This is a genomic window from Spirillospora sp. CA-108201 (assembly GCF_050936235.1).
Lineage (GTDB): Bacteria > Actinomycetota > Actinomycetes > Streptosporangiales > Streptosporangiaceae > Spirillospora.
Genome location: NZ_JBNJNE010000001.1, coordinates 7,811,510 through 7,835,109 on the forward strand (window position 1 = coordinate 7,811,510; position 23,600 = coordinate 7,835,109).

The 23,600-nt window shown below is 72.2% G+C and carries 23 protein-coding genes; 15 read left to right on the forward strand and 8 right to left on the reverse strand.

All coding sequences use genetic code 11. The features are described from left to right. The first annotated feature begins 2 nt into the window (after positions 1 to 2). The gene (locus tag ACQEU6_RS37585; protein ID WP_499338450.1) at positions 3 to 1,190 is read left to right on the forward strand and encodes a hypothetical protein; all 1,188 of its coding nucleotides are present in this window, start codon (positions 3 to 5) and stop codon (positions 1,188 to 1,190) included. Between the two features lie 69 nt (positions 1,191 to 1,259). Here the strand turns inward: ACQEU6_RS37585 and ACQEU6_RS37590 are convergent, their stop codons facing one another. From ACQEU6_RS37590 to ACQEU6_RS37600, 3 genes are all read right to left on the reverse strand, one after another. Beyond that, a complete protein-coding gene (locus ACQEU6_RS37590; protein ID WP_499338451.1) occupies positions 1,260 to 1,931 on the reverse strand; it encodes a TetR/AcrR family transcriptional regulator in 672 nt (223 codons plus the stop codon). 36 nt (positions 1,932 to 1,967) lie between these two features. Continuing rightward, positions 1,968 to 2,753, reverse strand: coding sequence for an aggregation-promoting factor C-terminal-like domain-containing protein (locus tag ACQEU6_RS37595; RefSeq protein ID WP_499338452.1), 786 nt, complete (start codon positions 2,751 to 2,753; stop codon positions 1,968 to 1,970). A gap of 174 nt (positions 2,754 to 2,927) precedes the next feature. Beyond that, positions 2,928 to 3,506 carry a MarR family winged helix-turn-helix transcriptional regulator gene (locus ACQEU6_RS37600; RefSeq protein ID WP_499338453.1) on the reverse strand — a complete coding sequence of 193 codons (579 nt, stop codon included), beginning with the start codon at positions 3,504 to 3,506 and terminating at the stop codon, positions 2,928 to 2,930. Between the two features lie 287 nt (positions 3,507 to 3,793). On the opposite strand from ACQEU6_RS37600, the gene ACQEU6_RS37605 reads away from it, so the two are divergent. From ACQEU6_RS37605 to ACQEU6_RS37650, 10 genes are all read left to right on the forward strand, one after another. Beyond that, entirely contained in the window at positions 3,794 to 4,597 is an 804-nt protein-coding gene (locus tag ACQEU6_RS37605) for an MlaE family ABC transporter permease (RefSeq protein WP_499338454.1), read from the forward strand. Next, positions 4,597 to 5,451, forward strand: coding sequence for an ABC transporter permease (locus ACQEU6_RS37610; protein ID WP_179846536.1), 855 nt, complete (start codon positions 4,597 to 4,599; stop codon positions 5,449 to 5,451). The genes ACQEU6_RS37605 and ACQEU6_RS37610 overlap by 1 nt, the downstream gene beginning before the upstream one ends. Next, a complete protein-coding gene (locus ACQEU6_RS37615) occupies positions 5,448 to 6,551 on the forward strand; it encodes an MlaD family protein (RefSeq protein WP_499338455.1) in 1,104 nt (367 codons plus the stop codon). The genes ACQEU6_RS37610 and ACQEU6_RS37615 overlap by 4 nt, the downstream gene beginning before the upstream one ends. Beyond that, positions 6,548 to 7,627: an MCE family protein gene (locus tag ACQEU6_RS37620; RefSeq protein WP_499338456.1), complete on the forward strand. Its 1,080-nt coding sequence runs from the start codon at positions 6,548 to 6,550 to the stop codon at positions 7,625 to 7,627. The genes ACQEU6_RS37615 and ACQEU6_RS37620 overlap by 4 nt, the downstream gene beginning before the upstream one ends. Then, positions 7,627 to 8,649, forward strand: coding sequence for an MCE family protein (locus ACQEU6_RS37625; protein ID WP_499338457.1), 1,023 nt, complete (start codon positions 7,627 to 7,629; stop codon positions 8,647 to 8,649). The genes ACQEU6_RS37620 and ACQEU6_RS37625 overlap by 1 nt, the downstream gene beginning before the upstream one ends. Beyond that, the gene (locus tag ACQEU6_RS37630; protein ID WP_499338458.1) at positions 8,649 to 9,734 is read left to right on the forward strand and encodes an MCE family protein; all 1,086 of its coding nucleotides are present in this window, start codon (positions 8,649 to 8,651) and stop codon (positions 9,732 to 9,734) included. The genes ACQEU6_RS37625 and ACQEU6_RS37630 overlap by 1 nt, the downstream gene beginning before the upstream one ends. Then, positions 9,734 to 10,840 (forward strand): MlaD family protein, encoded by a 1,107-nt coding sequence (locus ACQEU6_RS37635; RefSeq protein WP_499338459.1) that lies wholly within the window; start codon positions 9,734 to 9,736, stop codon positions 10,838 to 10,840. The genes ACQEU6_RS37630 and ACQEU6_RS37635 overlap by 1 nt, the downstream gene beginning before the upstream one ends. Further along, positions 10,837 to 12,129: an MCE family protein gene (locus ACQEU6_RS37640; RefSeq protein ID WP_499338460.1), complete on the forward strand. Its 1,293-nt coding sequence runs from the start codon at positions 10,837 to 10,839 to the stop codon at positions 12,127 to 12,129. Before ACQEU6_RS37635 ends, ACQEU6_RS37640 begins: the two co-directional genes overlap by 4 nt. Before the next feature lie 25 nt (positions 12,130 to 12,154). Then, positions 12,155 to 13,138 (forward strand): hypothetical protein, encoded by a 984-nt coding sequence (locus ACQEU6_RS37645; protein ID WP_499338461.1) that lies wholly within the window; start codon positions 12,155 to 12,157, stop codon positions 13,136 to 13,138. A 119-nt stretch (positions 13,139 to 13,257) separates the two neighbouring features. Next, a complete protein-coding gene (locus ACQEU6_RS37650; protein WP_499338462.1) occupies positions 13,258 to 13,755 on the forward strand; it encodes a MarR family winged helix-turn-helix transcriptional regulator in 498 nt (165 codons plus the stop codon). 19 nt (positions 13,756 to 13,774) lie between these two features. Here the strand turns inward: ACQEU6_RS37650 and rpsD are convergent, their stop codons facing one another. Beyond that, entirely contained in the window at positions 13,775 to 14,380 is a 606-nt protein-coding gene (rpsD, locus tag ACQEU6_RS37655) for a 30S ribosomal protein S4 (RefSeq protein WP_499338463.1), read from the reverse strand. Positions 14,381 to 14,446: 66 nt separating this feature from the next. Between rpsD and ACQEU6_RS37660 the strand changes: the two genes are divergently transcribed. Together ACQEU6_RS37660 and ACQEU6_RS37665 are read left to right on the forward strand one after the other, a co-directional pair. Beyond that, on the forward strand, positions 14,447 to 15,229 hold the full coding sequence (locus tag ACQEU6_RS37660; protein WP_499338464.1) for a DUF2470 domain-containing protein: 783 nt from the start codon (positions 14,447 to 14,449) through the stop codon (positions 15,227 to 15,229). 335 nt (positions 15,230 to 15,564) lie between these two features. After that, positions 15,565 to 16,746, forward strand: a complete 1,182-nt coding sequence (locus ACQEU6_RS37665) for a trans-sulfuration enzyme family protein (protein WP_499338465.1) — start codon at positions 15,565 to 15,567, stop codon at positions 16,744 to 16,746. A gap of 206 nt (positions 16,747 to 16,952) precedes the next feature. Here the strand turns inward: ACQEU6_RS37665 and ACQEU6_RS37670 are convergent, their stop codons facing one another. Further along, positions 16,953 to 18,110: a DUF5925 domain-containing protein gene (locus ACQEU6_RS37670; RefSeq protein WP_499338466.1), complete on the reverse strand. Its 1,158-nt coding sequence runs from the start codon at positions 18,108 to 18,110 to the stop codon at positions 16,953 to 16,955. A gap of 126 nt (positions 18,111 to 18,236) precedes the next feature. Beyond that, complete coding sequence (locus ACQEU6_RS37675; protein ID WP_499338467.1) at positions 18,237 to 19,049, reverse strand: lysophospholipid acyltransferase family protein; 813 nt, start codon at positions 19,047 to 19,049, stop codon at positions 18,237 to 18,239. A gap of 133 nt (positions 19,050 to 19,182) precedes the next feature. Here ACQEU6_RS37675 and ACQEU6_RS37680 point away from each other — a divergent pair, with 133 nt between their 5' ends. Continuing rightward, positions 19,183 to 20,040 carry a hypothetical protein gene (locus ACQEU6_RS37680; RefSeq protein WP_499338468.1) on the forward strand — a complete coding sequence of 286 codons (858 nt, stop codon included), beginning with the start codon at positions 19,183 to 19,185 and terminating at the stop codon, positions 20,038 to 20,040. A gap of 109 nt (positions 20,041 to 20,149) precedes the next feature. Here the strand turns inward: ACQEU6_RS37680 and ACQEU6_RS37685 are convergent, their stop codons facing one another. Then, positions 20,150 to 20,827, reverse strand: coding sequence for a uracil-DNA glycosylase (locus ACQEU6_RS37685; protein WP_499338469.1), 678 nt, complete (start codon positions 20,825 to 20,827; stop codon positions 20,150 to 20,152). A 256-nt stretch (positions 20,828 to 21,083) separates the two neighbouring features. Here ACQEU6_RS37685 and ACQEU6_RS37690 point away from each other — a divergent pair, with 256 nt between their 5' ends. Next, positions 21,084 to 22,532: a WS/DGAT/MGAT family O-acyltransferase gene (locus ACQEU6_RS37690; RefSeq protein ID WP_499338470.1), complete on the forward strand. Its 1,449-nt coding sequence runs from the start codon at positions 21,084 to 21,086 to the stop codon at positions 22,530 to 22,532. Positions 22,533 to 22,537: 5 nt separating this feature from the next. Here ACQEU6_RS37690 and ACQEU6_RS37695 read toward each other — a convergent pair whose 3' ends face one another. Then, positions 22,538 to 23,527: a hypothetical protein gene (locus tag ACQEU6_RS37695; protein WP_499338471.1), complete on the reverse strand. Its 990-nt coding sequence runs from the start codon at positions 23,525 to 23,527 to the stop codon at positions 22,538 to 22,540. Positions 23,528 to 23,600: the final 73 nt, after the last annotated feature.

Consider the following 23,600-nt stretch of genomic DNA (forward strand, 5'->3'; position numbering starts at 1 on the left):
GGGTGCGTTCACGATCGGCTTCGCTCCTGGCCGGATTCGGAGCGGTGACGCTCATCGGCATGGTGGGCGTCCATCCGGTTCTCGCGGACGAGCCGGCCCCCACGCCGACCACCACCGTCACTGACACGCCGACCGACCCGCCCACCGATCCGCCCACCGATCCGCCCACCGACCCGCCCACCGATCCGCCGACCGATCCGCCGACGGACCCGCCGACGGACCCGCCGACGGACCCGCCCACCGATCCGCCGACCGACCCACCGACGGATCCGCCGACCGACCCGCCCACCGACCCGCCGACCGACCCGCCGACGAATCCCCCCACGAACCCGCCCACTCATCCGCCGACGAAACCGCCGACCGGCCCGGGCAAGCCCAAGACGCCGGTACTGTCCCTGGGGCTGACGGTGTCGGCGGCGACGATGCGGCCCGGCGGCTCGGTCACCGCGACCGTGCGGGTGGCGTCGGCGAACGCCACCGCGCACGGGATCGTCCTGCGGATGTCGGCCTCGGGCGCCACGGTCGGTCCCCGGACGCAGTCCCTCGGCAGTGTCGGATCCGGCGGCGCCTCCGCGATCGCGACCGTGCGGGCCCCGGCCGGTGCGGAGCCCGGCGTGATCACTCTGCGTGCGGCCGTCTCGGCGGCCGATGCCAGGAGCGTGTCCCGCAGCTACAAGCTGATCATCACATCCGCGTCCGGGGCGCTGCCGCCGGGGATCGGCCCGACGACGCCCGGCGTCCCGCCGCTGACCCCGCCCGACTTCAACCCCCTGGCCGGCATGACCGGGCCGCAGGTGGCGCTGCCGCCGATCGCGCCCGGCGAGTCCCCGCAGATCGCGCCGGCCTCCGGGCCCCTCGTCCCCGTGTCGAACCTGCGCAGGCTGCCCCCCGAGCCGTTCACCATCGAGGAGTTGACCGCGCTCCAGGCGGGGTTCCTCGCCGCCCTGGGGGCCGGGGTGGTGCTCCTGCTGCTCCGGATGCGGCTGATCCGGCGCTCCGACGGCCGCGTCCCGCTCGCCGCGCGCCGCCGCCTGCGCGCCGCCGGCTCGCGAGTCGCGGACAAGCGCCCCACCGCGGCCCGGCTCCGGACGCTCCCGCCGCTGCCTGCCCGCGCCCGGCATCCGCGCCCGCTCCAGCCGGTCCCCCCGATCCGGCTCTCCGTCCGCCGGGTCCACACCGCCCGCCCCTGACCGCCGCGTCCGCCGGGACACGGCTTCCGGAGTCCGCCATGGCGCCGGCGGAGGCCCTGCGCCAGGAGGTCAGCGGGCCAGCCGGATGAGGATGCGGCACACCTCGTCGATGATCTCGGCGGCCTCCGCCTCGTTCTCGGCGGTGGCGATCTCCCGTCCGGCCTCGCCGATCACCGTCGTGAGCACGAGGCTCAGCACCTGCTCGGGACGTCCGGCGGGCGCGTCGCCGGAAGGGCCGCGCAGCAGCTTGGTGTTCTGCGCGATCCAGTGCTGGGCGCGGCTGCGGCGCATCAGCGACGACCCGGACGGGCCCTCGCCGGCGAGGAACAGCCGGGCCGCCTCGCGCCGCTCCCAGCACACCCGCAGGTAGGCGCGGGCGCCCGCAATGAACAGCGCGATCGGGTCGGACTCGCCGTCCCTGCGGGCGTCCGACACCGCCTGCGCGGCGCTCGCCTCCTGCTCGGCGGTGAGGTCCTCCCACAGCGCCACGTAGAGCCCGGCCTTGCCGCCGTAGTGGTGGTAGAGGCTGCCGACGCTGATGCCGGACCGCTCCACGATCTCGGCGATGCCCGCGTCGGCGTAGCCGCGGTCGGCGAAGACTCTCAGCGCCGTGGTCAGCAGCGCCTGGCGGGTCGCGTCGGCGCGGGCCCACTGGCGGCCTCCGCCGCCCTCGGCCCCGGCGCCCTCACCCGTGCCGTTCGCCCGCTCGTCGCCGGCGCGGCGCGCCCTGGTCGTCCGCATCCCCCCATGGTGCCAGGCCGGGCCGCCGCGTCGGGCTCAGTACCAGTTGTGCGCCTGCCACCAGGACCATGCGCCGCACGGGTCCTTGTAGCGCGCCTTGATGTAGCCGAGCCCCCACGCGATCTGGGTGGGGGAGCTGGTGCGCCAGTCGGCGCCCGAGCTGGCCAGCTTGGAGCCGGGCAGAGCCTGCGGGATGCCGTAGGCGCCGCTGGACGGGTTCTCGGCCCGCTCGTTCCAGCCGCTCTCGTGGTTCCACAGCGTCAGCAGGGACGGCCAGCAGCGGCCCCATCCCTTCAGCTCGTTCATCTTCTTGCCGTACGCCTTGTTCTGCCCGGCGCTCGGGTTCGACTTGGCGAGCCGCTCGCGCTCCTGCTGCGCCTTGAGCTTCGCCCGCGCCGCCGCGTCCCGCTTGGCCTTCTCCTTGAGCCGCTTCAGCTCGCGCTGGTGCTCCTTGTAGGCGCGCTCCTTGGCGACGGCGACCGCGTCGGCCGCGACCTTGTCCATGTCGGACGCCGAGGTCAGCTTCGCGAGCATGTCGTTGGTGGACAGCCCCGCGCTCGCGGCCTTGGGCGGCTTGCTGGCGTCGTCGACGAAGCTGCCGAGGTCGACCACCGTCAGCGCGCCGCCGAGCACGCCGATCGCCGCGATCGTGATGGTGACGTTGCTGGTGAGCACCCGCCGGACGCGCCGCCCGCCCTCGCGCGCCTCGCGGGGCGCCTCCGGCTCCCCGTACGGGTCGCGGGGGTCGTCCGACTCGAACGGCTCCGGTCCGTACGGTCCCCCCGCGCCGTGGCCCTCAGACGAGTCGCGGGGCCCCGGCACGCGCGCGGCGCGCCTCGTGCCGGCCCTCCTGGAGCCGCGGCGCCCCCCGGCGCTTCCGGCTTCGTCGGCGGGACGTCTGCGTGTGCCGTGACTCTGTGGCATAGGAGAAGACTGCCTTATCGCCCGGGTGTGGTGTTCTCGAAGAGCAAGTACGCAGGCCGGACGATACCCGGTTCACCCGGCCCGGCGAGCGCGGCCGCGCTCGCCGGTGGGGTTCAGCAGTTCCACGTCGCCGGCCGCGAGGCGCGCGGGCTGCAGCGCCTCGAACAGCTCGCGGTGCATCCCGTCGAACGCCGCGAGCGCGCCGCCGGGCGCCTCCAGCGCCTGGCTCACCTCGTTGGCCCGGTCCCGTCCCGCCGCGGTGATCTCGACGAGCGTGGCGCGCCGGTCGCGGGGGTGCGGGGTGCGGCCGACGAGCCCGGCCGCCTCCAGTTGGTCGACGGTGAGCTTCACCGTCGTCGGGTGCATCATCAGGATCCGCCCGAGCGCGCTCAGCCGGGCCCGCCCGTGGACGGTGAGGGCGAGCGTGGTCAGCAGGAAGTAGCCGGTCTGGGTGAGGTCCAGCCGCTTCAGCTCCACGTCCAGGGCCTTCTTGAGCAACTGGTTGAGCCGTCCGACCGAACAGATCGCCAGGAACGGCCACGGATCACCGAGCAGCCCCTGGCCCTCCCAGCGGTCGCGCACGCCCATGACCAGCGGGTCCACGCCGTCGTCCATCTCGTCTTCTACGCCTCGTCGCGCCTCGGTCTGCACCGGCTGATCGTAGCTTCGGACAAAACCAGATGTAAGTACTCGCTTCTTAGACCTTCTTCCAATAGAGTGCCTCAAATCACAGGCGGAGCCCGTGTGCTCTTGAGGGTGCATGGAGTCGCCTGTGGTACCGGTCTCGGCCGAGACCGCTGTGGCGCGCGAACGAGCATGAGGTAGGGCGCCCCCGCGGCAGCGGCAGGATCCGGTGTTTCGGATGGGCGCCGACGTCCGAGCACGAAGGAGGCTGGAGTGACCCTTCTCATCCCCGCCCCGGGGGAGGGCACCGGCTGATGGCCCTGAGCCTGAACAAGGCCCCGGACCTGGCACGCAGACGCGTCGGGAGAGCACTCGACGAGACCGGACTGCTGTGCGTGACCCTTCTCGAAGGGCTGCGCCGCACCTGGGACCTGCGCCAGTGGTGGGGCGAGTTCGTCGAGCAGTGCTGGTTCCTCGCACGCGTCACCAGCGTGCCGGTCATGCTCATCGCCGTGCCCCTCGGCGCGACCATCTCGCTCCAGGTGGGCGACATCGCCCGGCAGCTCGGCGCGCAGTCGGGCACCGGGGCGCTGCTCACCGCGGCGATGATCCAGCAGGTGGCGCCGCTGGCCGCGGCCCTGCTGGTCTCCGGCGTGGGCGGGTCGGCCATCACCTCCGACATGGGGGCCCGCAACATCCGCGACGAACTCGCGGCGATGGAGGTCATGGGCATCAACCCGATCCACCGCCTGGTCACCCCCAGGCTGTGGGCGGCGAGCACGGTGTCCGGGCTGCTCTGCTCGGTGGTGATCCTCGCGGGCGTCATCGGCGGGTACTACTTCAACGTCATCCAGCAGGGCGTCAGCCCCGGCGCGTTCTTCGACGGAGCCACCACCCTGCTGCAGTTCTCGGACCTGGCGATCACGCTGTTCAAGGCGTGGGTGTTCGGGTTCATCGCCGCTGCCGTCGCCTGCTACATGGGCATGAACTGCGACTACGGCCCGGTCGGCGTCGGCCGCGCGGTGAACCGGGCGGTGGTCGTCACCTCGATCGTGGTGTTCGCGACGAACTACATCCTCACCATGATCTACCAGGTCCTCTTCCCCCCGAGGTTCTGATGGTCGCCATATCCCCCGTCCGCAAGCTGGGCCGCGCCGTCAGGGGCCGCACCGCGGGCCTCGCCGCGTCGGCCGACCTGCCGGTGTTCCTCGGCCGGGTCCTGTACCACCTGCTGTTCGACATCATCATCCGGCGCAAGTACGGCAAGACCCTCGCCAAACAGGTCAGCGACATCACCGTCGGCGTGGGCGCGCTCGTCATCGGCGGCGGCATGATCTTCGTGATCGCGACGATGTCGCTCGCCACCGGCGCCATGGTCGGCCTCCAGGGCTACCCCGGGCTGGAGCGCATCGGCGCCGAGGCGTTCACCGGACTGGTGGCGAGCTACTCCAACGTCCGCGAGGTCACCCCGATCATCGCGGGCGTCGCGCTGGTCGCCCAGGTCGGCACCGGGTTCACCGCCGAGATCGGTGCGATGCGGATCTCCGAGGAGATCGACGCGCTGGAGGTCATGGGCATCAACTCGCTGGCCTACCTGGTGTGCACCAGGGTCGCCGCCGGCGTCATCGCGCTGGTGCCGCTCTACCTGGTCTCGCTGTTCATGGCGTTCTTCGCCACGAGGTTCATCACGATCCAGTACTTCGGCCTGTCACCCGGCATCTACGACTACTACTTCCACCTCTACCTGCCGCCGATCGACGTGTTCTACAGCGTCATCAAGGTCGCGGTGTTCGCCTTCATCATCATGTTCATCCACTGCTACCGCGGCTACTACGCGGCGGGCGGCCCGGTCGGGGTCGGCGTCGCCGCCGGCCGCGCCATCCGGGAGTCGACCATCCTGATGATCCTCATGAACCTGGTCCTGTCGTACATCTTCTGGGGCCACGGCAGCACGGTGAGGCTGACCGGATGAGCGACGAGTCACTGTCGAGCCGCCGCCGGACGATGTTCGGGCTGTTCGGCGCCGGCGTCATCGCGGCGGCCGCGGCGTTCGTCGCGGTCGGCTCCACGCCGTCCCACGCGGGCTCCACCTACTTCGAGGCGACGTTCGGCCGCGCCGGGCAGGGCCTCGACCCGGGCAAGTCCGATGTGAAGGTCCGCGGGATCGCGGTCGGCGCGGTCGAGAACATCAGGCTCGACCGCAACGGCAGGGTCACCGTCCGGCTCCGGGTCGACAAGGGCGTCAGGGTGGCCGACACGGCGGTCGCGACGGTCGAGCCCGTCTCGGTGTTCGGCCCGAAGGACCTCGCCCTCGACCTCGGCGCGCACGAGCTGACCGGCCCCTTCATCAGGGACGGCGGGCGGATCGCGAAGACCAACGACCCGCAGGAGCTGTCGGACACGGCCTGGCCCACCTACCGGCTCACCCGGGCGATCAACCCCGACGACGTGGCGACGATCCTGCACACGTTCGGCGCCGGGCTCTCCGGGCAGGGGCCGGCGCTGCGCCGGACCATCGACAACGGAGCGATCGTCGTCGACGCGACCTACCGGGACCGGGCGGCGATCCAGTCGCTGCTGAACGACATCAACGGCCTGTCCGGGACCTTCGCGTCGCGCGGCGACACCATCACGCGGTTCGCCGGGGACTTCAACCAGCTCTCCCGGGTCGTCAACGAGCGGCCCGACAAGGTCACCCAGCTGCTGGACGAGTCGACGCGGCTCGGCCAGACGGTCGGCACGAACCTGGAGCGGCACGGCCGCAACCTCGGCAGGATCATCGACTCGGGCGGCCAGGTCGTGCGCGTGTTCAACGGGCAGCGCCGCAACGTCCCGGTCCTGCTCGACAGCCTGACCGGGTTCTTCGGCCTGCTGGCGCAGATCATCCGCATCCCCGGCCCGGAGGGCACCCTGATCGCCCAGGCACGCGACGACCTGCCGCTGGACATCTGCCAGATCCTCATCGACGTCTGCCCGGCCAAACCCAAGGCGACCGCGTTCGACGTGCCGCTCCCCGGTGCGGGCGGCAGGCAGGGCGGGCAGGGCCGCACGGCGACGGGAACGCGGCCGTGAGGCCGCGGCTGCGCGGCAAGACCGCGCGCGGGCCCGAGTACTCCACGATCCTGAAGTTCGTGGTGTTCGTGGCGGTGACCGGGCTGCTCACGTTCTACATCGGCCAGCAGATCCTCGGCACGAGCTTCAAGTCCCGCTACCGGCTGTCGGCCACGTTCGACGACGTCACCGGCCTGCTGGAGGGCGACGACGTGAAGGTGGCGGGCACGCCCGTCGGCCAGGTCGAGGGCATCAGGGTGGTGCGCGGCAAGGCCGTGGTGAAGATGGCCGTCGACAAGGAGGTCCGGCTGCCGTCGGACTCCACCGCCGCGATCCGCTGGCGCAACGTGATGGGGCAGCGGGTCGTCTACCTGGAGCCCGGGTCGAGCCAGGGCAGGCTGGGCGACGGCGACCGCGTCCCGCACACCCGGTCGGTGGTGGACCTCGGCGACATCGTCAACAGCCTCGGCCCGCTCACCCGCAACCTGGACCCGAACCAGCTCAACAAGATCCTCTTCGCCTTCTCCCAGGCGCTGGACGGCAACGAGCAGAACATCTCGCTGCTGACCGAGAACCTGGACATGCTGCTGCAGACGTTCGCGGCCCGCAAGAAGACGATCAAGGGGATGATCGACGACTACGAGACGGTGAGCGACGCGATCGCCACCCGGGACCGGCAGATCGCCGCCAGCGCCGACAACCTGGAGTCGCTGACGAAGGTGTTCGCGGGCAACCGCAGGCTGCTGGAGAGCGCGGTCGTGGAGATCTCGGGCGTCACCACCAACCTCAACCAGGTGCTGGGGGGCAACGACGCGCAGCTCGCCCGCATCATCGCCAACCTCGGCAGGTTCAGCGAGACGTTCCGGCTGAACGTCGACCAGCTGGAGAAGATGGTGCAGCAGCTCCCGCTGACCCTCCGGCAGCTGTTCGCCTCCGCGAACGGCGGCCACTACCTGCGCACCAACGCGCTCTGCCTGAACGTCGTGCAGGGCCCCTGCCCGTTCCCGATGGAGCTGCCGAAGTCGCCGGGCGCGGGGCAGCCCAGCAAGGACGACCTCGCCAAGCTCCGCACGATGCTGCTGGGGGGTGGCGGCTGATGGCACTGAAGTCGCTGCGCGACGTCAACCACAAGATCGTCGCGATCGTCACCCTGGCCGCGCTCGGCGCGGGCTGCGTGTTCGCGTTCGCCCTCGGCCAGCTGCACCTGCTCGACCGCGGCTACACGATGAGCGGGGAGTTCAGCGACACCGCCGGCCTGAAGAAGGGACAGGACGTGCGGGTCGCCGGGGTGAAGTCCGGCCGCATCACCTCCGTGGAGCCCGACTTCGCCCACGGCAGGGTCATCGTGTCCTGGCACGTGAACGCCGGCATCGACCTCGGTCCGAAGACCCGCGCCGAGATCCAGACGACGACGCTGCTCGGCGGCCGGTACCTGCGGCTGTCCGGCCCCGTCTCCAAGCCCTACATGGCGGACGTGGCGCAGTCGCGGCGGCGCATCCCGCTGTCGCGCACCAGCGTCCCGTTCACCGTGCCGGAGGCCCTGGAGGGCGCGCAGAACATCGTCGGCAAGCTCGACCAGCGCAGCGTCGACAAGCTCCTCACCGAGATCAACAAGATCAAGTCGCCGGGGGCGGTGAAGCTGCGCCGCATCCTGGTCAACGTCCAGGAGCTGTCCCGGACGCTGAACGACTCCTATCCGCAGATCCAGCGGCTGATCGAGAACAGCAAGACGATCACCGGGACGCTGGCGGGCAAGGACCGGGAGCTGCGCCAGATCATCGACGCCAGCCAGGTGCTGCTGCAGTCGCTCGTGCGGCGCCGCGACGAGCTGGCCGCGGCGATCGGGCAGGGCAGCAGCACCGTCCGGACGCTGTCCAACGTGATCTCCAGGAACCAGAAGGAGCTCGACACCCTGCTGGAGAACCTGCACCTGCTGACGACCAGGCTCGCGCCCAACATGGACGCGCTGAACACCGACTTCTCGCTGCTCGGCCCGACGTTCCAGCAGGTCGCCAACCTCAAGGGCAACGGCCGGTACATCGAGGGCCTCCTCACCGGGCTCGGCCCGCTGCAGCCGGCCGGTCCGATCTCCACGCGGCGACCGCAGGGAGGCAACTGATGAGCGGCGACGGCACGGGGGGACGGCCCCCCGAAGGCCCCGGCTCCGTCCCCGGGCGTGGCCGGCTGCGCGGCACGGCCGTCGCGCTCGGCCTCGCCATGACCGCCTCGCTCGGCGGCTGCTCGCTCGCCCCGTCCGCGGGCGGCGAGCGCACGATGGTCGTCTTCGTCCCGAAGGCCCGCTCCTTCTACAAGGAGTCGAAGGTCAAGGTGATGGGCGCCGACGTGGGGCTGGTCGACAAGGTCGAGAACCAGGGCGACCGGGTGAAGGTCACGTTCCATCTGCGCCGGGACGTCCCGCTGCCGAAGGGCGTGCAGGCCTCGATCGTCCCGCTGAACCTGATCGGCGAGCGCAACCTCGTCCTGCACCCGGCGTGGAAGCCGGGGGAGGCCAAGGAGACCGCGGACGTCATCCCCATCGAGCGCACCCACGTGCCCGTCGAGGTGGACGACGCGCTCAGCTCGTTCACCAACCTGGCCAACGCGCTCGACCCGACCAAGATGCAGTCCGCGCTCGGCACGGCCGCCGACACGGTGAACGGCAACGGCAAGGAGTTCAACGCCACCCTGGAGCAGAGCGCCCGCCTCGTCGAGAACGTCGCCGGGCAGGACCAGGAGCTCATCGAGGTCGCGCGCAACCTCAGCCGGCTGGCCGGGGTGGTGCGCGGGCGCGAGCAGATCCTCGGCACGATGATCCGCGACTTCGGCACCGCGAGCCAGGTGCTGAGCTCCGAGCGCGGCGAGCTGCAGGAGCTGGTCAGGGGCATCCTGGAGCTGGCGAAGAACGGCGACAAGCTGCTGCAGAAGTACAAGGGCAACCTGCCCTACGACCTGGCGGTCCTCACCCGGACGGCCCTGATCCTCAAGGGCAACGCCAGGGAGCTGGCGCAGCTCATCCGCGTCCTTCCCGGCATCAGCGACGCGCTCATCGGCGGCTACAACCCGAAGAACAAGTCGCTGCAGATCCGGTTCGCCACGGACGCGTTCCTGCGGACCTGGCTCAAGGGCCTGATGAACTCCGACGACGTCGAATGCCCGCTGCCCGCACCCAACTCCAACTGTCCCTGGCAGAACGGAGGCAACTGATGGGCAGGCTCGCCATCGCGGGACGGCGCCGCGCGGCCGCCGGCGGCAGGCTGCTGGTCGTGCTCGCCGCCGCCGCGGCCCTCGCCGTCTCCGGCTGCTCCTACAAGACGGCGGGCGCGCCGAAGGGCGGCCTGAAGCTGACCGCCACGTTCGACGACGCGCAGGGCCTCGTCGCGGGGCACAGCGTGAAGATGTCCGACATCACGATCGGCACCGTCACGAAGGTCGAGCTCTCGGGCTACCGGTCGAAGGCGACGCTGGCCATCGAGGACGACGTCAAGATCCCGCGGGGCACCCGGGCCGAGATCAAGGTGACCTCGCTGCTCGGCGAGAACTACGTGGACCTGCAGATGCCGCCCGGCGCGAGCATGGACCGCGGCCCGTACCTGACCACCGGCGCGGCGATCACCGACACCGGCGTCCAGCCGGCGTTCGAGCAGGTCGTCGGGCAGGCCGGGCCGCTGATCCAGGCCCTCGCCGGGGACGACGTCGCGACGGTCGTGAACGCGGGCGCCACCGCACTGGACGGCAACGGGCAGAAGCTCAACAAGACGATCGCGCAGGCGGGCGTGCTGCTGAAGGTGTTCGCCGAGCAGCGCCGCGAGCTCGGCGAGTCGGTCGACCGGTTCGCCCGGCTCGGCCGGTCCCTGGCCAGGGGGAGCGACGCCCTGAACGAGACGCCCGAGCAGCTCGAACGCACGACCCGGCTGCTGAACAAGGACAAGTACAAGATCCTCCAGATGGTGGACAAGCTCACCATGACGGCGCGCGAGCTGAACGACAAGGTGCTGGAGGGGCGCATCCAGCGGTTCCGCGGGCTGCTGCGCGACCTCGACCCCGTCCTGCAGCAGCTCGGCGGCAACCGCAAGCGGCTCACGGCGCTGGTGAACGGCCTGGTCGAGTTCTCCGACAAGCTGCCGCGGGCCACCTATGACGGCCAGCTCCTGCTCTACCCGCTCCTGCGGATCGTCTGGCCGGACGGGACGCCGATCTTCCCGGGCCTCGGCCGGAGCCCGAAGAAGAAGACGGCCGAGTCGCCGGAGATCCCCAAGCAGCTCCAGGGCGCGCTGCCGGACCTCGACAAGATCCTGGAGCCGCGCGGATGAACAGACGGCTGACGATCAACCTGGCGGCGTTCGGCGTGCTCGCCGCGGTGATGGTCGTGTGGGCGTTCAACAACGTCGTCCGCTTCGACTTCATCGACCGGCCGTACCACATCACCGTGGAGTTCGAGTCCTCGCCGGGCCTGCACCCGAACTTCGAGGTCGACTACCTCGGCCTGCGGGTCGGCAAGATCGACTCGGTGCGGCTGGAGAAGGACAAGGTCGTCGTCCGGCTGGACATGGAGCGCGGCGTCAAGATCCCGCAGGGGGTCACCGCCGCCGCGGCCCGCAAGTCCGCGGTGGGCGAGCCGGTGGTGGAGCTGACGCCGGGGCCCGGCAGGTCCGGCGCCGCGCCGATGAAGCCCGGCACGGTCATCCCGGTGTCGCAGACGAAGGTCCCGCCGAAGTACGGCGACCTGTTCGGCGCCGTCATCGACACCCTGAAGGCGATCGACCCCGACGACGCCAAGGTGCTCACCCGGGAGCTGGCCGCCGGATGGGCAGGGCGCGAGGACTCCCTGCGCCAGATCGTCAACGGCGGCGACGACCTCACCCAGACGTTCGCGCAGAACACCGAGCTGCTGGACGGGCTGACCAACGACCTCGGCCGCATCACCCACGTGCTGAACCAGAACCGCGGCTCGCTCGGCGCGGGGATCGACGACCTCGCCGCCCTCACCGCCGCGCTCAGCCAGGTGCGCGGGGAGATCGCCGAGCTGCGCGACCGCGGCCCCGGCCTGCTCGCCACCGTCAACGACCTGCTCGACAGGACGGGCCCCGACTTCGGCTGCACCGTGGACATGCTCGGCAACCTGGGCATCGGGACCTACGACCCGAACTACCTGAACGACCTGCGCACCACGCTCGCGGTGGCGCCGCAGCTCAAGGTCGTCCTGGACAACGTGATCGGAAGGGACCAGGGCCAGCCCGTCCTGAACGTCGTCTTCCAGGTCACGCTGAAGAAGCTCGCCACGCTGGAGTACAAGTACCCCCGCGCGCAGCCGGCGGTGAACAAGGTCCCGACCTGCCCCGGCGGCCGCACCCCGGGGGTGACCAAGCAGAAGCCCTACAAGGCGAAGAACCCGGGCGGGACGATCCCCACCCACGATCCCGCCTTGCAGCGGAACGTGCAGGCCAAGAAGGCCGCGAACAACGGCGACTCTTCCGGCGGCCCGCCGATCTGGCTGGTGTACGTTCCCCCGATCATCGCCCTCCTGGTACTGATCAGGGTCATGATGGGCTCGGTGCCCGTGGTGTCCCGCCTTTCCCGACTGCGTCGGGGCAAGGACTGACCCCAACCCCCGAGGAGTATCCGACGTGACAGCCAAGACCACCAAGGGCGAGTCCGACGAGGTCGAGGCGGTCCCGGCCGAGGAGGCGCCCGAGGAGACCGAGGCCGCCGAGCCGCAGGCAGCGGAGCGGCCCGCCAAGCCCGCCGCCAGGCGCAAGCGCCGGGTGCGGGTCATCGAGGTCATCGACGACGAGGACCTCGACGAGGTCCTGGAGGCGCTCGACGCCGAAGACGAGGAGGCCCCGGACGAGGCCCCGGCCCGCCCGGCCGAGCCCGCCGCCGAGGCCCCCGCCAAGCCGGCCGCCAAGCCCAAGCCGCGCCCGACCCGCCTCGAACCCCCGGAGGACGAGGCCGAGGAGGAGGCGCCGGAGAAGGCCCCCCGTCCGAGCGCCGCGGCGTCCTCTCAGGACCGGCCGGGCGTCTTCGGTCTCAGCATGGTGCAGGCGGTGGTGGTGGTCGTCCTGGTCGCGCTGCTGGCGAGCCTGGCGATCTGGCAGTGGACGAGCGCGAGCTCCCTGTCGTCCAAGCAGGACGACCGCGACGCCGTGAGCAGGGTCGCGTCGGCCTACGGCGACGTCGCGCTCAACTACAACGCGCAGAACTACCAGACGCAGATGGACAAGGCCCAGAAGCTCATGGGCGGCGACCTGCTGGAGAGCTTCAAGAGCACCACGCTCCCCAGCCTGGGGGAGACGTTCAAGAGCAACCCCGAGCTGTCGCTGACGTCCAAGACGAACCAGGTCTACGTGGGCAGCGTGGACGGCAGGTTCGCCACGGCCGTCGTCATGGTCGACATCGACGTCCGGACCAAGGACGGCGCGACCTCGGCCCCCGCGACGCTGCTCCGGCTCGCCCTCGCCAAGATCGACGGGACGTGGAAGGTCACCAAGCAGTACGCGTCGGGCACCAACGACCAGAACCAGAACCAGCAGAACCAGCTGCCCGCGGTTCCGAGCGGCGGCGCGTCGAAGTCGCCCGCGGCGGAGAAGAGCGACAAGCCCGAGAACTGAGGGGTCGCGGCACGGCGCAGCGCGGGCGCCCCGCACGGAAGCCGTGCGGGGCGCCCGCGCGTTATGCCGATGACGGCGCCGCGCCGATGACGGGGCCGCGGGGACGGAGGCGGGGCATCATGGCGACCGTGACGGAACAGGGCGGGCAGGGCACGGCCGTCCCGGACGCGCTGGTGCACGAGTTCGGTGCGCTGCTGGGCGCGGCGTCGGCGCTGGAGCGGATCGCGGGGCGCGAGCTGGAGCGCCGCTGCGGCATCCGGCACGCCGTCTTCGAGGTGCTGCTGAAGCTGTCCGGCGCGGGCGGCGGGTGCGGGGTGTCGATGGGCGGGCTGGCCGGGGAGCTGATCCTGACCAGCGGCGGCATGACCCGCATCATCGACCGGATGGAGGAGGCCGGGCTCGTCCTCCGCGAGCCCGCCCCGGGGGACCGGCGCCGCCAGAACGTGGCGCTGACCCCGGCCGGGCGGGCGAAGCTGGACGAGGCCCTGCGCGTGCACGCCGAGACGCTCCGCGCGCACTTCGCGGGCCCCCTCGCCGAGGAGCAGCGCCGCGTCCTCGTGGACGCCCTGCGCGTCCTGCGCACCACCGCCCGCGAGGAGCTCGGCGACCTGCGCTAGCCGCACGCGGCCGGGACGGCTAGCGGGAGTAGTGCTCGACGACCAGCTGCTCGTCGCAGATGACGGGGATCTCGGCGCGCTCGGGCAGCCGGACCAGCCGGGCGGCGAGCGCGTCGTGCCGGACCTCCAGGTAGGGCGGGACCTCGGCGGCGTGCCCGCCGGCGGCCGCGACCTGGAAGGGGACCATCGCGCGGCTCCGCTCGGCGACCGTGATGACGTCGCCGGACCGCAGCCGGCAGGACGGGCGGTCCACGCGCCGGCCGTTCACCAGCACGTGGCGGTGCACGACGAACTGGCGGGCCTGGTAGATCGTCCGCGCGAACCCGGCGCGCAGGACGAGCGCGTCCAGCCGGCGTTCGAGGTCGACGAGCAGGGCCTCGCCGGTCTTGCCGCCGGTCCGGGCGGCCTTGTCGAAGGCGTTGCGGAGCTGCGCCTCGCGGATGTTGTACTGCGCGCGGAGCCGCTGCTTCTCGCGGAGCCGGACCTTGTAGCCGCTCTCCTGCTTGCGGGCGCGGCCGTGCACGCCGGGCGGGTAGGGGCGGGCCTCGAAGTACTTCACGCTCTTCGGCGTCAGCGGGATGCCGAGGGCCCGCGAGAGCCGCACCTTGGGACGGGGGTTGTTCATCGCGCTCCTTGATGGTTAGGTAAGCCTAAGTTAGGTAAGCCTAACCTGAAACGTCAAGGAGGCACGGTGCCGCGAGCGGAGACCACGCAGTCCAGGCAGACCATCCAGGGCCCCACCGCGGCCGAACGCGCGCGGACCCTCGCCTACGGCGTCGCGGACGGCGTGCTCGTCGCTCCGGGCGTCCCCTACGCCCCCGTCCCGGCGCACACGACCGACCGCGACGGCAGGCCGCTGCTGCTCGTCCGGACGGACGCGCCCATCGTGGCGGCCCTCGCCGGCGAGGACGACGTGCCCGCCACGCTGCGGATCTCCGACGTCGCGCCGGTGCCGCTGCCGGACCGCGTCCGCGGCCGGGCCTGGGTGCACGGCTGGCTGAGCGAGATACCCGAGCTCGAACTGCGCGGCGCCGCGCTGCGCCTCTCGCACGCGCACCCGCGTCCCGAACTGCTCGACCTCGGCGCCGAGCGCGACGGCCGCCGCGAATGGACGATCCTCGCCCTCGAAGTCGCCCAGGTCGAGGTCGACGACGCCTGGGGGAGCGCCACCCTGGAGCCCGAGGAGTACGCGGACGCCGCGCCCGACCCGTTCGTCGCCGTCGAGGGAGGCATACTGACGCACCTGGACTCCGCCCACCGCGACGAGCTGCCGCGGCTGCTGCCGGAGTCGGTCCCGCCCGGACCGGTCCGCCCGCTCGGGCTCGACCGCCACGGCTTGTGGCTGCGCTGCTCCGCACCGGCGCCGGACGCGCCCGCGTCGTTCGACGTGCGGCTCCCGTTCGCCGCGCCTGTCAGTGATCTCCACGGTCTGCGGTGCGTGTACCGGAGGCTCTTCGCCCGTGCGACCCCGTAGTGCCGCGCGGCGGTGAGGGCGGCCGCCACGTACAAACTCCCGCCGGATGCCAGTGATCTCCCGGATGGCGGACGGCCCCCCGCGCGGGCGATGATCGTGTCTCCGGTCGAGGACGCCGCTCTCTGGTCCCCGTCCGGACGGCTTCGACCGCCGGTTCGCCCCTGCGGGGTGGGCGAGCCGGCGGGCGATACCGTACCGGCCGGCCTGGGACGCGGTCCTCCGGCCGGATCGGTGGTCCGGCGCGGTGCGAGCGCGAGCATGAGCCGGGGGGCGCACCGGGCCACTGGTCGCGATTGGCCGTTTCCGCCGCGCGGCTCCCGCCGCACGCTGGGAGCATGAGCGCACATCACCCGCAGACCCGAGCCGTGCACCCGCCCGTGATCGTCCCCGAGGGCAGCCGCCCGCTCGGCGTCCCGATCTACCAGGGCCACCTGTTCTCCTTCGACGCCTCCGACGCGCTGGCCGCCGCTTTCCAGGGCCCCGACGAGGCGTTCTTCTACGCCCGGATGGCCAACCCGACCGTCCGCGCCCTGGAGCAGTCGCTCACCGAACTCGAAGGCGGCTCCGGCACGCTCGCCACCGGCTCCGGCATGGGCGCGATCAACGCGGTGCTGATGGGGCTGCTCCGCGCGGGCGACCACGTCATCGCGCAGGCCGCCCTCTACGGCGGGACCCACGCGCTGCTCCAGGACCTCGCCGCGCGGTGGGGCGTCGAGGTCACGTTCGTCTCCGGCGACGACCCGGCCGAGGTGCGGGACGCGCTGCGCGACGCCACCAGGCTCCTCTACCTGGAGACGGTCGCCAACCCCACCACCCACGTGACGGACCTTCCCGCGTTCACCGAGGCGGTCCGCGGGACGGGCGTGCTGACCGTCGTCGACAACACCTTCGTCCCGCTCCTGTGCAGGCCGATCGAGCACGGGGCCGACATCGTCGTCCACTCCACGACGAAGTACCTCGGCGGGCACGGCGACACCATCGGCGGCGCGGCCGTCTTCGCCGACCCGTCCGTCCACCGGCGGGTCTGGGAGCACGCCGTCGAGCTGGGCTCCACCCCCGACCCGTTCGCCTCCTGGCTCACCGTCCGGGGCCTCGCCACGATGCCGCTGCGCGTGGCCAGGCAGAGCGAGTCCGCCCTCGACCTCGCCCGCCGCCTGGCCGGGCACCCGTCGGTCACCCGCGTCCACTACCCGGGGCTGAGGGAGCACCCGCAGCACGAGATCGCGCGGCGGCTGCTGCCGGACGGCGCGGGCGGCGTCCTCGCGTTCGAGCTGGACGGCGGCCGGGACGCGGGCCGGACCTTCTCCGAGGCCGTCGAACTGGTCTCGCTCGGCCCCTCGCTCGGCGACATCGCGACGCTGGTCATGCACCCGGCCAGCACGTCCCACCGGCAGCTGGACGCCGAGGCCCTCGCCGCCGCCGGCATCGGCGAGGGAACGGTGCGCCTGTCGGTCGGCCTCGAACACCCGGGCGACCTCTGGGCCGACATCGAGCAGGCCCTGCGGAAGGCGTCCTAGAGGGCCCGTCTCGAAGTGGCTTCGGCCATGCGCGCGAACGCGTGGGCTGCCCGGTGGAGCGAAGCCGGAGGCGAGCGGAGCCGGGCGGATCGCGAAGCGATGCCGCGTTCGCCCCAGGCCCGGTCACGTAGCGAGCCGCCAGGCGAGCGAAGTGGGCCGGGACTTTTGAGACACAGCCGCCAGGCGAGCGAAGTGGGCCGGGACTGCTAAAGGTAGAAGCCGGTGGCGGTGGAGGGGGCGTCCTGTCCCTCGGGACGCTTCTCGCCCTTGCGCAGCGCGGCGAGCTCGGCGAGCGTCGCGCCGTCGGCGCCGACCTCCGCGGCGGGCACGTCCGTGCCGTCCAGCCACGAGAGCGACTCCGCGCGGGTGAGCCGGCCCACCTCGATCTGGGCGAGGCAGCGGCCGGGACGGACCACCGCCGGGTGCAGCATGGCGAGGTCCTCGTTGGTGGTGATGGCCACCAGCACGTCCCGGCCCTGGCCGAGCATCCCGTCGGTGAGGTTGAGCAGCCGCGACAGGCCCTGGCCCGTCGACTGCTTGGCCTCGCCGCGGATCAGCTCGTCGCAGTCCTCCAGGATGAGCAGCCGCCAGCGGCGGTTCTCGTCCTCGTCGTCGCCGACCGCGACCTCCATCAGGTAGCTCGGCGTGCCGAACAGCCCCTCGGGGTCCAGGACGCAGTCGGACTGGCACCAGTCGTTCCAGGAGCGGGCGAGGGCGCGCAGCGCGGTGGTCTTGCCGGTGCCGGGCGGGCCGTGCAGGAGCAGCAGCCGCCCGGAGACCTCCTCGCGGGTGAGCTTCATCACCGAGTCGAGCGCCTCGGCGACCGGCGCGGTGTAGTTGCGCCGGATGTCCTCCCACGCGTCGGCCGTGATGGCGCGCTCGCTGCGGACGGGGCCGTGCGACCCCATGTGCCAGAAGCCCATCTCGACGCTGGTCTCGTCCACCTTCGGCGGCTCGGTCGCGTCCTTCACCGACGCCGCGAGGACGGTCTCGGCCAGCTCGTCGGTCACGGCGGACACCGCGACGTAGGCGATGCCGCTCTTCCACCGGTTGCTCAGCAGAGTCCAGCCGTCGCCTTCGGCCAGCACCGACTCCTTGCCCTTCTCGTGCGCGACCCGCACGAGCCTGGAGTCGTCCGGGCGCAGCGGCGCCTCCGCGCGGACGTTCTCCAGCCGCGTCGACCGCGACCAGGGCTGCTCCCCGGACGCGAACGGGCGCAGCGACAGCACGTCCATCACGTCGGCGGGGGAGTTGTTGTCGGACAGGTTGAAGACCACGGGCAGCGCGGGCTCCGGCGCGTCGGCGCCTTCCCGGGGCTCGATCAGATGCAGGACCTCCTGCGGCCTCTCCTGCGACATGGTCATGACATTGATGATCACGCCCGGCGGTACGCCGCGTCCACCCAATTAGCCGGACGCGGGCGCGGACCGGTGCTCGCCGCGGGGCGGGGCCCGCCTGTCAGGCCCCGCGTGCGTCGGCGAGAAGGCGCGTCAGGAGCCGCCGGCCTCCTTGGCCTCGGTCTCCTTGGCCTCGCGCGCCGCCTCGCGCTCCGCGTGGGCGGCCTTGCGCGCCTCGGCCTCCTCCAGGTCGAGCTTCTCGGCCTCCTCCGGCGTCGGCGCCGAGCCGCCGAGATAGGCGGGCTGCCACCACGTCTCGTCCGAGCGCGGGACGTCGGGGTACTCGCGCTGCGCCTTCTCCAGCAGCTCCGCCATCCGGGCGTGCAGGTCCCGGGTGACCTGCTCGTAGTCGTCGCCGCGCTTGGGGTACATGGGCTCGCCGACGATGATCGTCACCGGCACGTTGCGCTGGAGGAGCCGGCGCTTGCGGCCCTTGGTCCACATCCGCTGCGGGCCCCAGAGCGCGACCGGGATGAGCGGCGTCTTGGACGCCACCGCCATCCGCACCGCGCCGCTCTTGATGTCCTTCACCGTGAACGATCGGCTGATCGTGGCCTCGGCGAACACCCCGACGATCTCCCCGCCGCGCAGCGCCTTGAGCGCCGCCGCGTACGAGGAGGCGCCCGCGTCGCGGTCCACCGGAATGTGGTGCATGCCGCGCATCAGCGGCCCGCCGATCCGGTTGTCGAAGATCTCCTTCTTCGCCATGAACCGCACCAGCCGGCCCGCCGGGTGCGCGGCGAGGCCGGCGAAGATGAAGTCCAGGTAGCTGACGTGGTTGCTGACGAGCACCGCGCCGCCGGTGGCGGGGATCTGGTCGGTCCCCTCCAGACGGATTCTGATGTTCAGGGCCTTGAACACGCCGAGAGCCGTCTTGATCACCGGTGGGTACACGAGTTCGCGCATGTAGGCACCGTACTTGAGCAACTCCTGATCAGCGAGTGCGAGGCGGGGATCGCGATGCATCGCACAACCGGGCCCAACTCTGAGAAGGTGGGTGTGCAACTGATCCGCCGATGGCTGAGGGAGGATGAGCCCCATGGAACCGTTGGACGCGGCGGCGGACGTGCACGCGCTCATCCGCGACGTGCTGCCCGCCCTGGCGCCCAGCGCCTGGTTCGATCACGGCACCTCCGAGGTGGTGCTGCCCGTGGGCCGGTCGGAGGCCCGCGCCTCCAGCTGGACGGTGCTGGAGCGCTGCGCCCGCGAGCCGCGCTCGGCCTGGCCGCAGGTCGTGGACGAGTGGGTCCGCGAGGTCGGCGACCGCGCGTTCCTCGCCGTCGGCGAGATGGAGCTGTTCGGCGACGTCCGCGAGCTGCTGCGCCTGCGCATCGTGCCGAAGCTCGACCCCGAGGACCGCGAGGGCCTCGTCGTCGTCCCCGCCGGCGACCACTTCGACGCCATGGTGATGATCGAGCACCCCCGCTACGGCGGCCCCCTCACCAAGGCCCGCGCGGGCCTGCTCGGCCTGCACAAGCTCGGCTACGTGATGACCAACACCCACGACCGCGAGCTGGCCGACGTGTCCGTGCACGACCAGCCGCTCCTGCCGGGCCGCAACGTCCGCGTCGTCGGCAAGCCGGGCAGCCGCTACGTGTCGGCGCTGCTCAGCGAGGTCCACCAGTTCGTGCCGTGGCCGAACGGGCACGGCGCCCTGGTCGGCGTCCCCTGCCACAGCACGCTGCTGCTGTACCCGATCACCTCCACGGCCGTCCGCGAGGTCCTGCCGATATTCGCCGACGTCGTCCGCGAGATGCACGCCAACGCCGACGACCCCTGCGCCCCCGGCGTCTACTGGAGCCACGGCGAGCGCCGCCTCACGCCCCTCTCCCCGGACGCGGCGGCCGAAGGCGCCGGCGAATTCGCCCTCTTCCTCCGCAAGCTCCCCCAGGAGTAGGAAGCTCAGCCACGACCGCGGGTCGGGCGGCCGGAAGGCGCTCTGGCGCCTGGAGGCCGCACGGCTCGCAACGGGGGTTCCAGGGGGTCGCCCCCCTGGGCAGGCGCGGTCAGGGCAGCTTCCAGTCGACGGGCTGGGTGCCCTGCTGTTCCAGGAGCTGGTTGGCGCGGGAGAAGGGGCGGGAGCCGAAGAAGCCCCGGTCGGCCGACATGGGGCTCGGGTGGGCGGACTCGATGCAGGGCACGCCGCCGAGCAGCGGCTTGAGGTTGCGGGCGTCGCGGCCCCACAGGATGGCGACGAGGGGGCGGTCCCGGGCGGCGAGGGCGCGGATGGCCTGCTCGGTGACCTCCTCCCAGCCCTTGTTGCGGTGCGAGCCCGGCTTGCCCGGCATGACCGTGAGCGACCTGTTGAGCAGGCAGACGCCCTGCCGCGTCCAGGGGGACAGGTCGCCGTTGGACGGCTGTGGATGGCCGAGGTCGTCGCAGTACTCGCGGAAGATGTTGACGAGGCTGCCGGGGAGCGGCCGGACGTCGGGAGCGACCGAGAAGCTGAGGCCGACCGGGTGCCCGGGGGTCGGGTAGGGGTCCTGCCCCATGATGAGGACGCGCACGTCGTCGAACGGCTGGGTGAAGGCGCGCAGGACGTGGTTCCCGGCGGGCAGGTAGCGGCGCCCGGCGGCGACCTCGGCGCGCAGCCAGTCGCCCGCGGCGGCGATGGTCCCGGCGACGGGGTCCAGCGCGGACGCCCATCCCGCTTCGACTATCTCCGAGAGTGGTCGTGCCGTCATGGGGTACGAGCCTAGTGTGATGATCTTGGCGCCGGTGGACGTTCGCCTGCTTGATCGGTGATGTGAAGTTCTCTGACCGCATCAGGTCGGGACACGGGCAAATGTTCTCCAGCGCCGACAAAAGTGGTCGATGAACTGGGTGAAACGTCCCGTTAAGTCGCTGTTACTTCCTGGCGGCCTTCATTGACCTGCGGACTTCCAGCGCATAACTCCTAGAGAGTAAGCCGGCGCAGGACGAGCGGACGGACGAGAGAGCATGACCCAGCTGACCACCGTGGACGCCACCTTCCTCCATGCCGAGAACGCGACGACGCATGCCCACATCGCCGGGCTCGGCATCGTCGACCCCGGGACGTGCCCCGGCGGCCGGCTCACCGTCCCGCACGTCGCCGAGCTGATCCGCGCCCGCGCGCACCTCGCGGCGCGGCCGCTGCGGCAGCGGCTCGTCCAGGTGCCGCTCGGCCTGGACAACCCGTACTGGGAGGACGACCCCGACTTCGAGCCCGAGCGGCACATCTCCGAGTTCGGGCTGCCGGAGCCCGGCGGCGACCGGCAGCTCGCCAACCTGGTCGCGCTGCTGCACGAGCGGCCGCTCGACCGGTCCCGACCGCTCTGGGAGATGATCCTCATCCAGGGCCTCGCCGGCGGCCGGACGGCCGTCTACGTGAAGGTGCACCACGCGGCCATCGACGGCGTGATGGCCGCCGAGACGCTCGCCGCCCTGCTCGACCTGACGCCCGAGCCCCGCGACCTGCCCGCCGACGAGTCCGTCCCGACCCGCGCCCCCGGCATGGCGAGCATGCTCGGCACCGGGCTGCTGCGGACGGCGCTGCACCCGGTGCGGTCGGCGGTGTCGGCGGTGCGCACCGCCCCCTACCTGGACGAGGTCCCGGGCCTGTCGTCCCTCCCGGGCATGGGGCTGATGTCGTCGTGGATGCAGGGCGCGCTGCGCCGCCCGCAGCTGCCGAGGGCGCCGCGGGTCAGCGCGCCGCCGACGCCGTTCAACCGTCCGATCGGGCGGCGCCGCGCCGTCGCGTGCGGGGAGCTGCCGCTGGCCGACATCAAGGAGATCCGGCGGGCCCTCGGCGGCAGCGTCAACGACGTGGTCATGGCGCTGTGCGCGACGGCGCTGCGGCAGTGGCTCGACAAGCGCGGCGAGCTGCCCGAGCGCCCGCTCGTCGCGGCCGTCCCCGTGTCGCTGCGGCGCGGCGCGAGCGGGTCGACCGAGCCGGGCAACCAGGTCTCGATCATGACCACCCCGCTCGCCACGCACCTGCCCGACCCCGCCGACCGCTACACCGCCGTCCAGCGCGACATGGACCTGGCGAAGCGGCGGTTCACCGGGTCGTCGGGCGGCTGGGTGCGGGACATGAGCGGGCTGCTCCCGGCGCCCTTCGCCGCGGCCGTCACGCGGATCGCGCTCCAGGCCGCGCCCGCGGTGTCGCTGCGCCCGATCAACCTGGTCATCTCCAACGTGCCGGGCCCGCAGTTCCCGCTGTACCTGTGCGGCGCGAAGGTGCTCGGCTACTACCCGATCTCGGTCATCACCGACGTCAGCGGCGGCCTGAACATCACCGTGTTCTCCTACGACGGGAAGGTGGACGTCGGCATCGTCGCCTGCCGCGAGCTCATCCCCGACCCGTCGGAGATCATCGACCACCTCGTGGACGCGCTGGACGAGCTGCGATCGCTCAGCCGCTCGTGAGGCCGCTACAGCCCGAGGGCCGCCCGGTGCCGCCGCGCCAGGCCCAGCGCGGCGGCCCCCGCCGGCTGCATCGGCCGGGGGACGGGCCCGCCGAACGGCGCCATCGACACCTCGCCCTCGTCGTTGACCGCGACGAGGCCCCCGAAGAGTTCGCCGAACAGCGCCTCGTCGAGCGTGACGACGGTCAGCAGGTCGACCGCGAGCGTCAGCGGGTCCACGCCGAGCCCCAGGAAGTGCGCCCGGATGCGCCCCTCGTCGCGGGCGGCGGTCATCGCCTGGTGAAAAGGCCACTCGTCCTGGACGAAGTCGTCACCGTAGTCCTCGCCGGCGCCGAGAAACTCCTCGGCGTACTCGCGGACCATGCACTGCCACAGATCAGGCGGCTCATCGCCGAGCGGCTGGAACACCCCGACCGGCATCACCTGGTAGAGCCCGCCGGCGTGCGCGACCTTCGCCGCGTCGCGCCGGTGCAGGACGTACCGTCCCGACGTCGTCACGGTGACCGTGGTGACGGCGGGCAGCGCGGGCCTGCGTGACAGGTCGCACGGGTCGCCGATCCGGTCGCGCAGCGGCAGCCCGTCCACCCCTGCGGCCAGCTCGTGCGCCACGGCCTCGCCCACGTTGACGGCGTCGAAGTAGCGGGCGGGGCCGAGCCGCAGCGCCGGCGGGCCGGCCGCGAGAAGCCGGTGGCTCGGACGGTCCTCGAACACCTTCGGCGGGGCGAGGGCGGCGACGGCCTCGGCGTACGTCCGGTAGCCGTCCGGGAGCCCGTCGGCCGGGTCGGCGACCGCGGGCGGGACGGGACGGGCCTCCCATTCCAGCCGGATCCCCTCCAGGGGGATCGGCGCCCCGGGGATCCAGGCGTCCCGGCAGAGCAGCGGCGTCCCCGCGACGCGCGGCACGCCCGGATACAACCCGTCGGCGATCTCGCCCCACCGGCCGCGGGCGGCGTTCAGCGCCGCCCGCCCGCGCCGCCACGCTTCCTCGTCCGTCACACGCCGAGCCTAGAACGTGCTTCGGAGTGGCCTCGGCCATGCGCGCGAACGCGTGACCTGCCCGGTGGAGCGA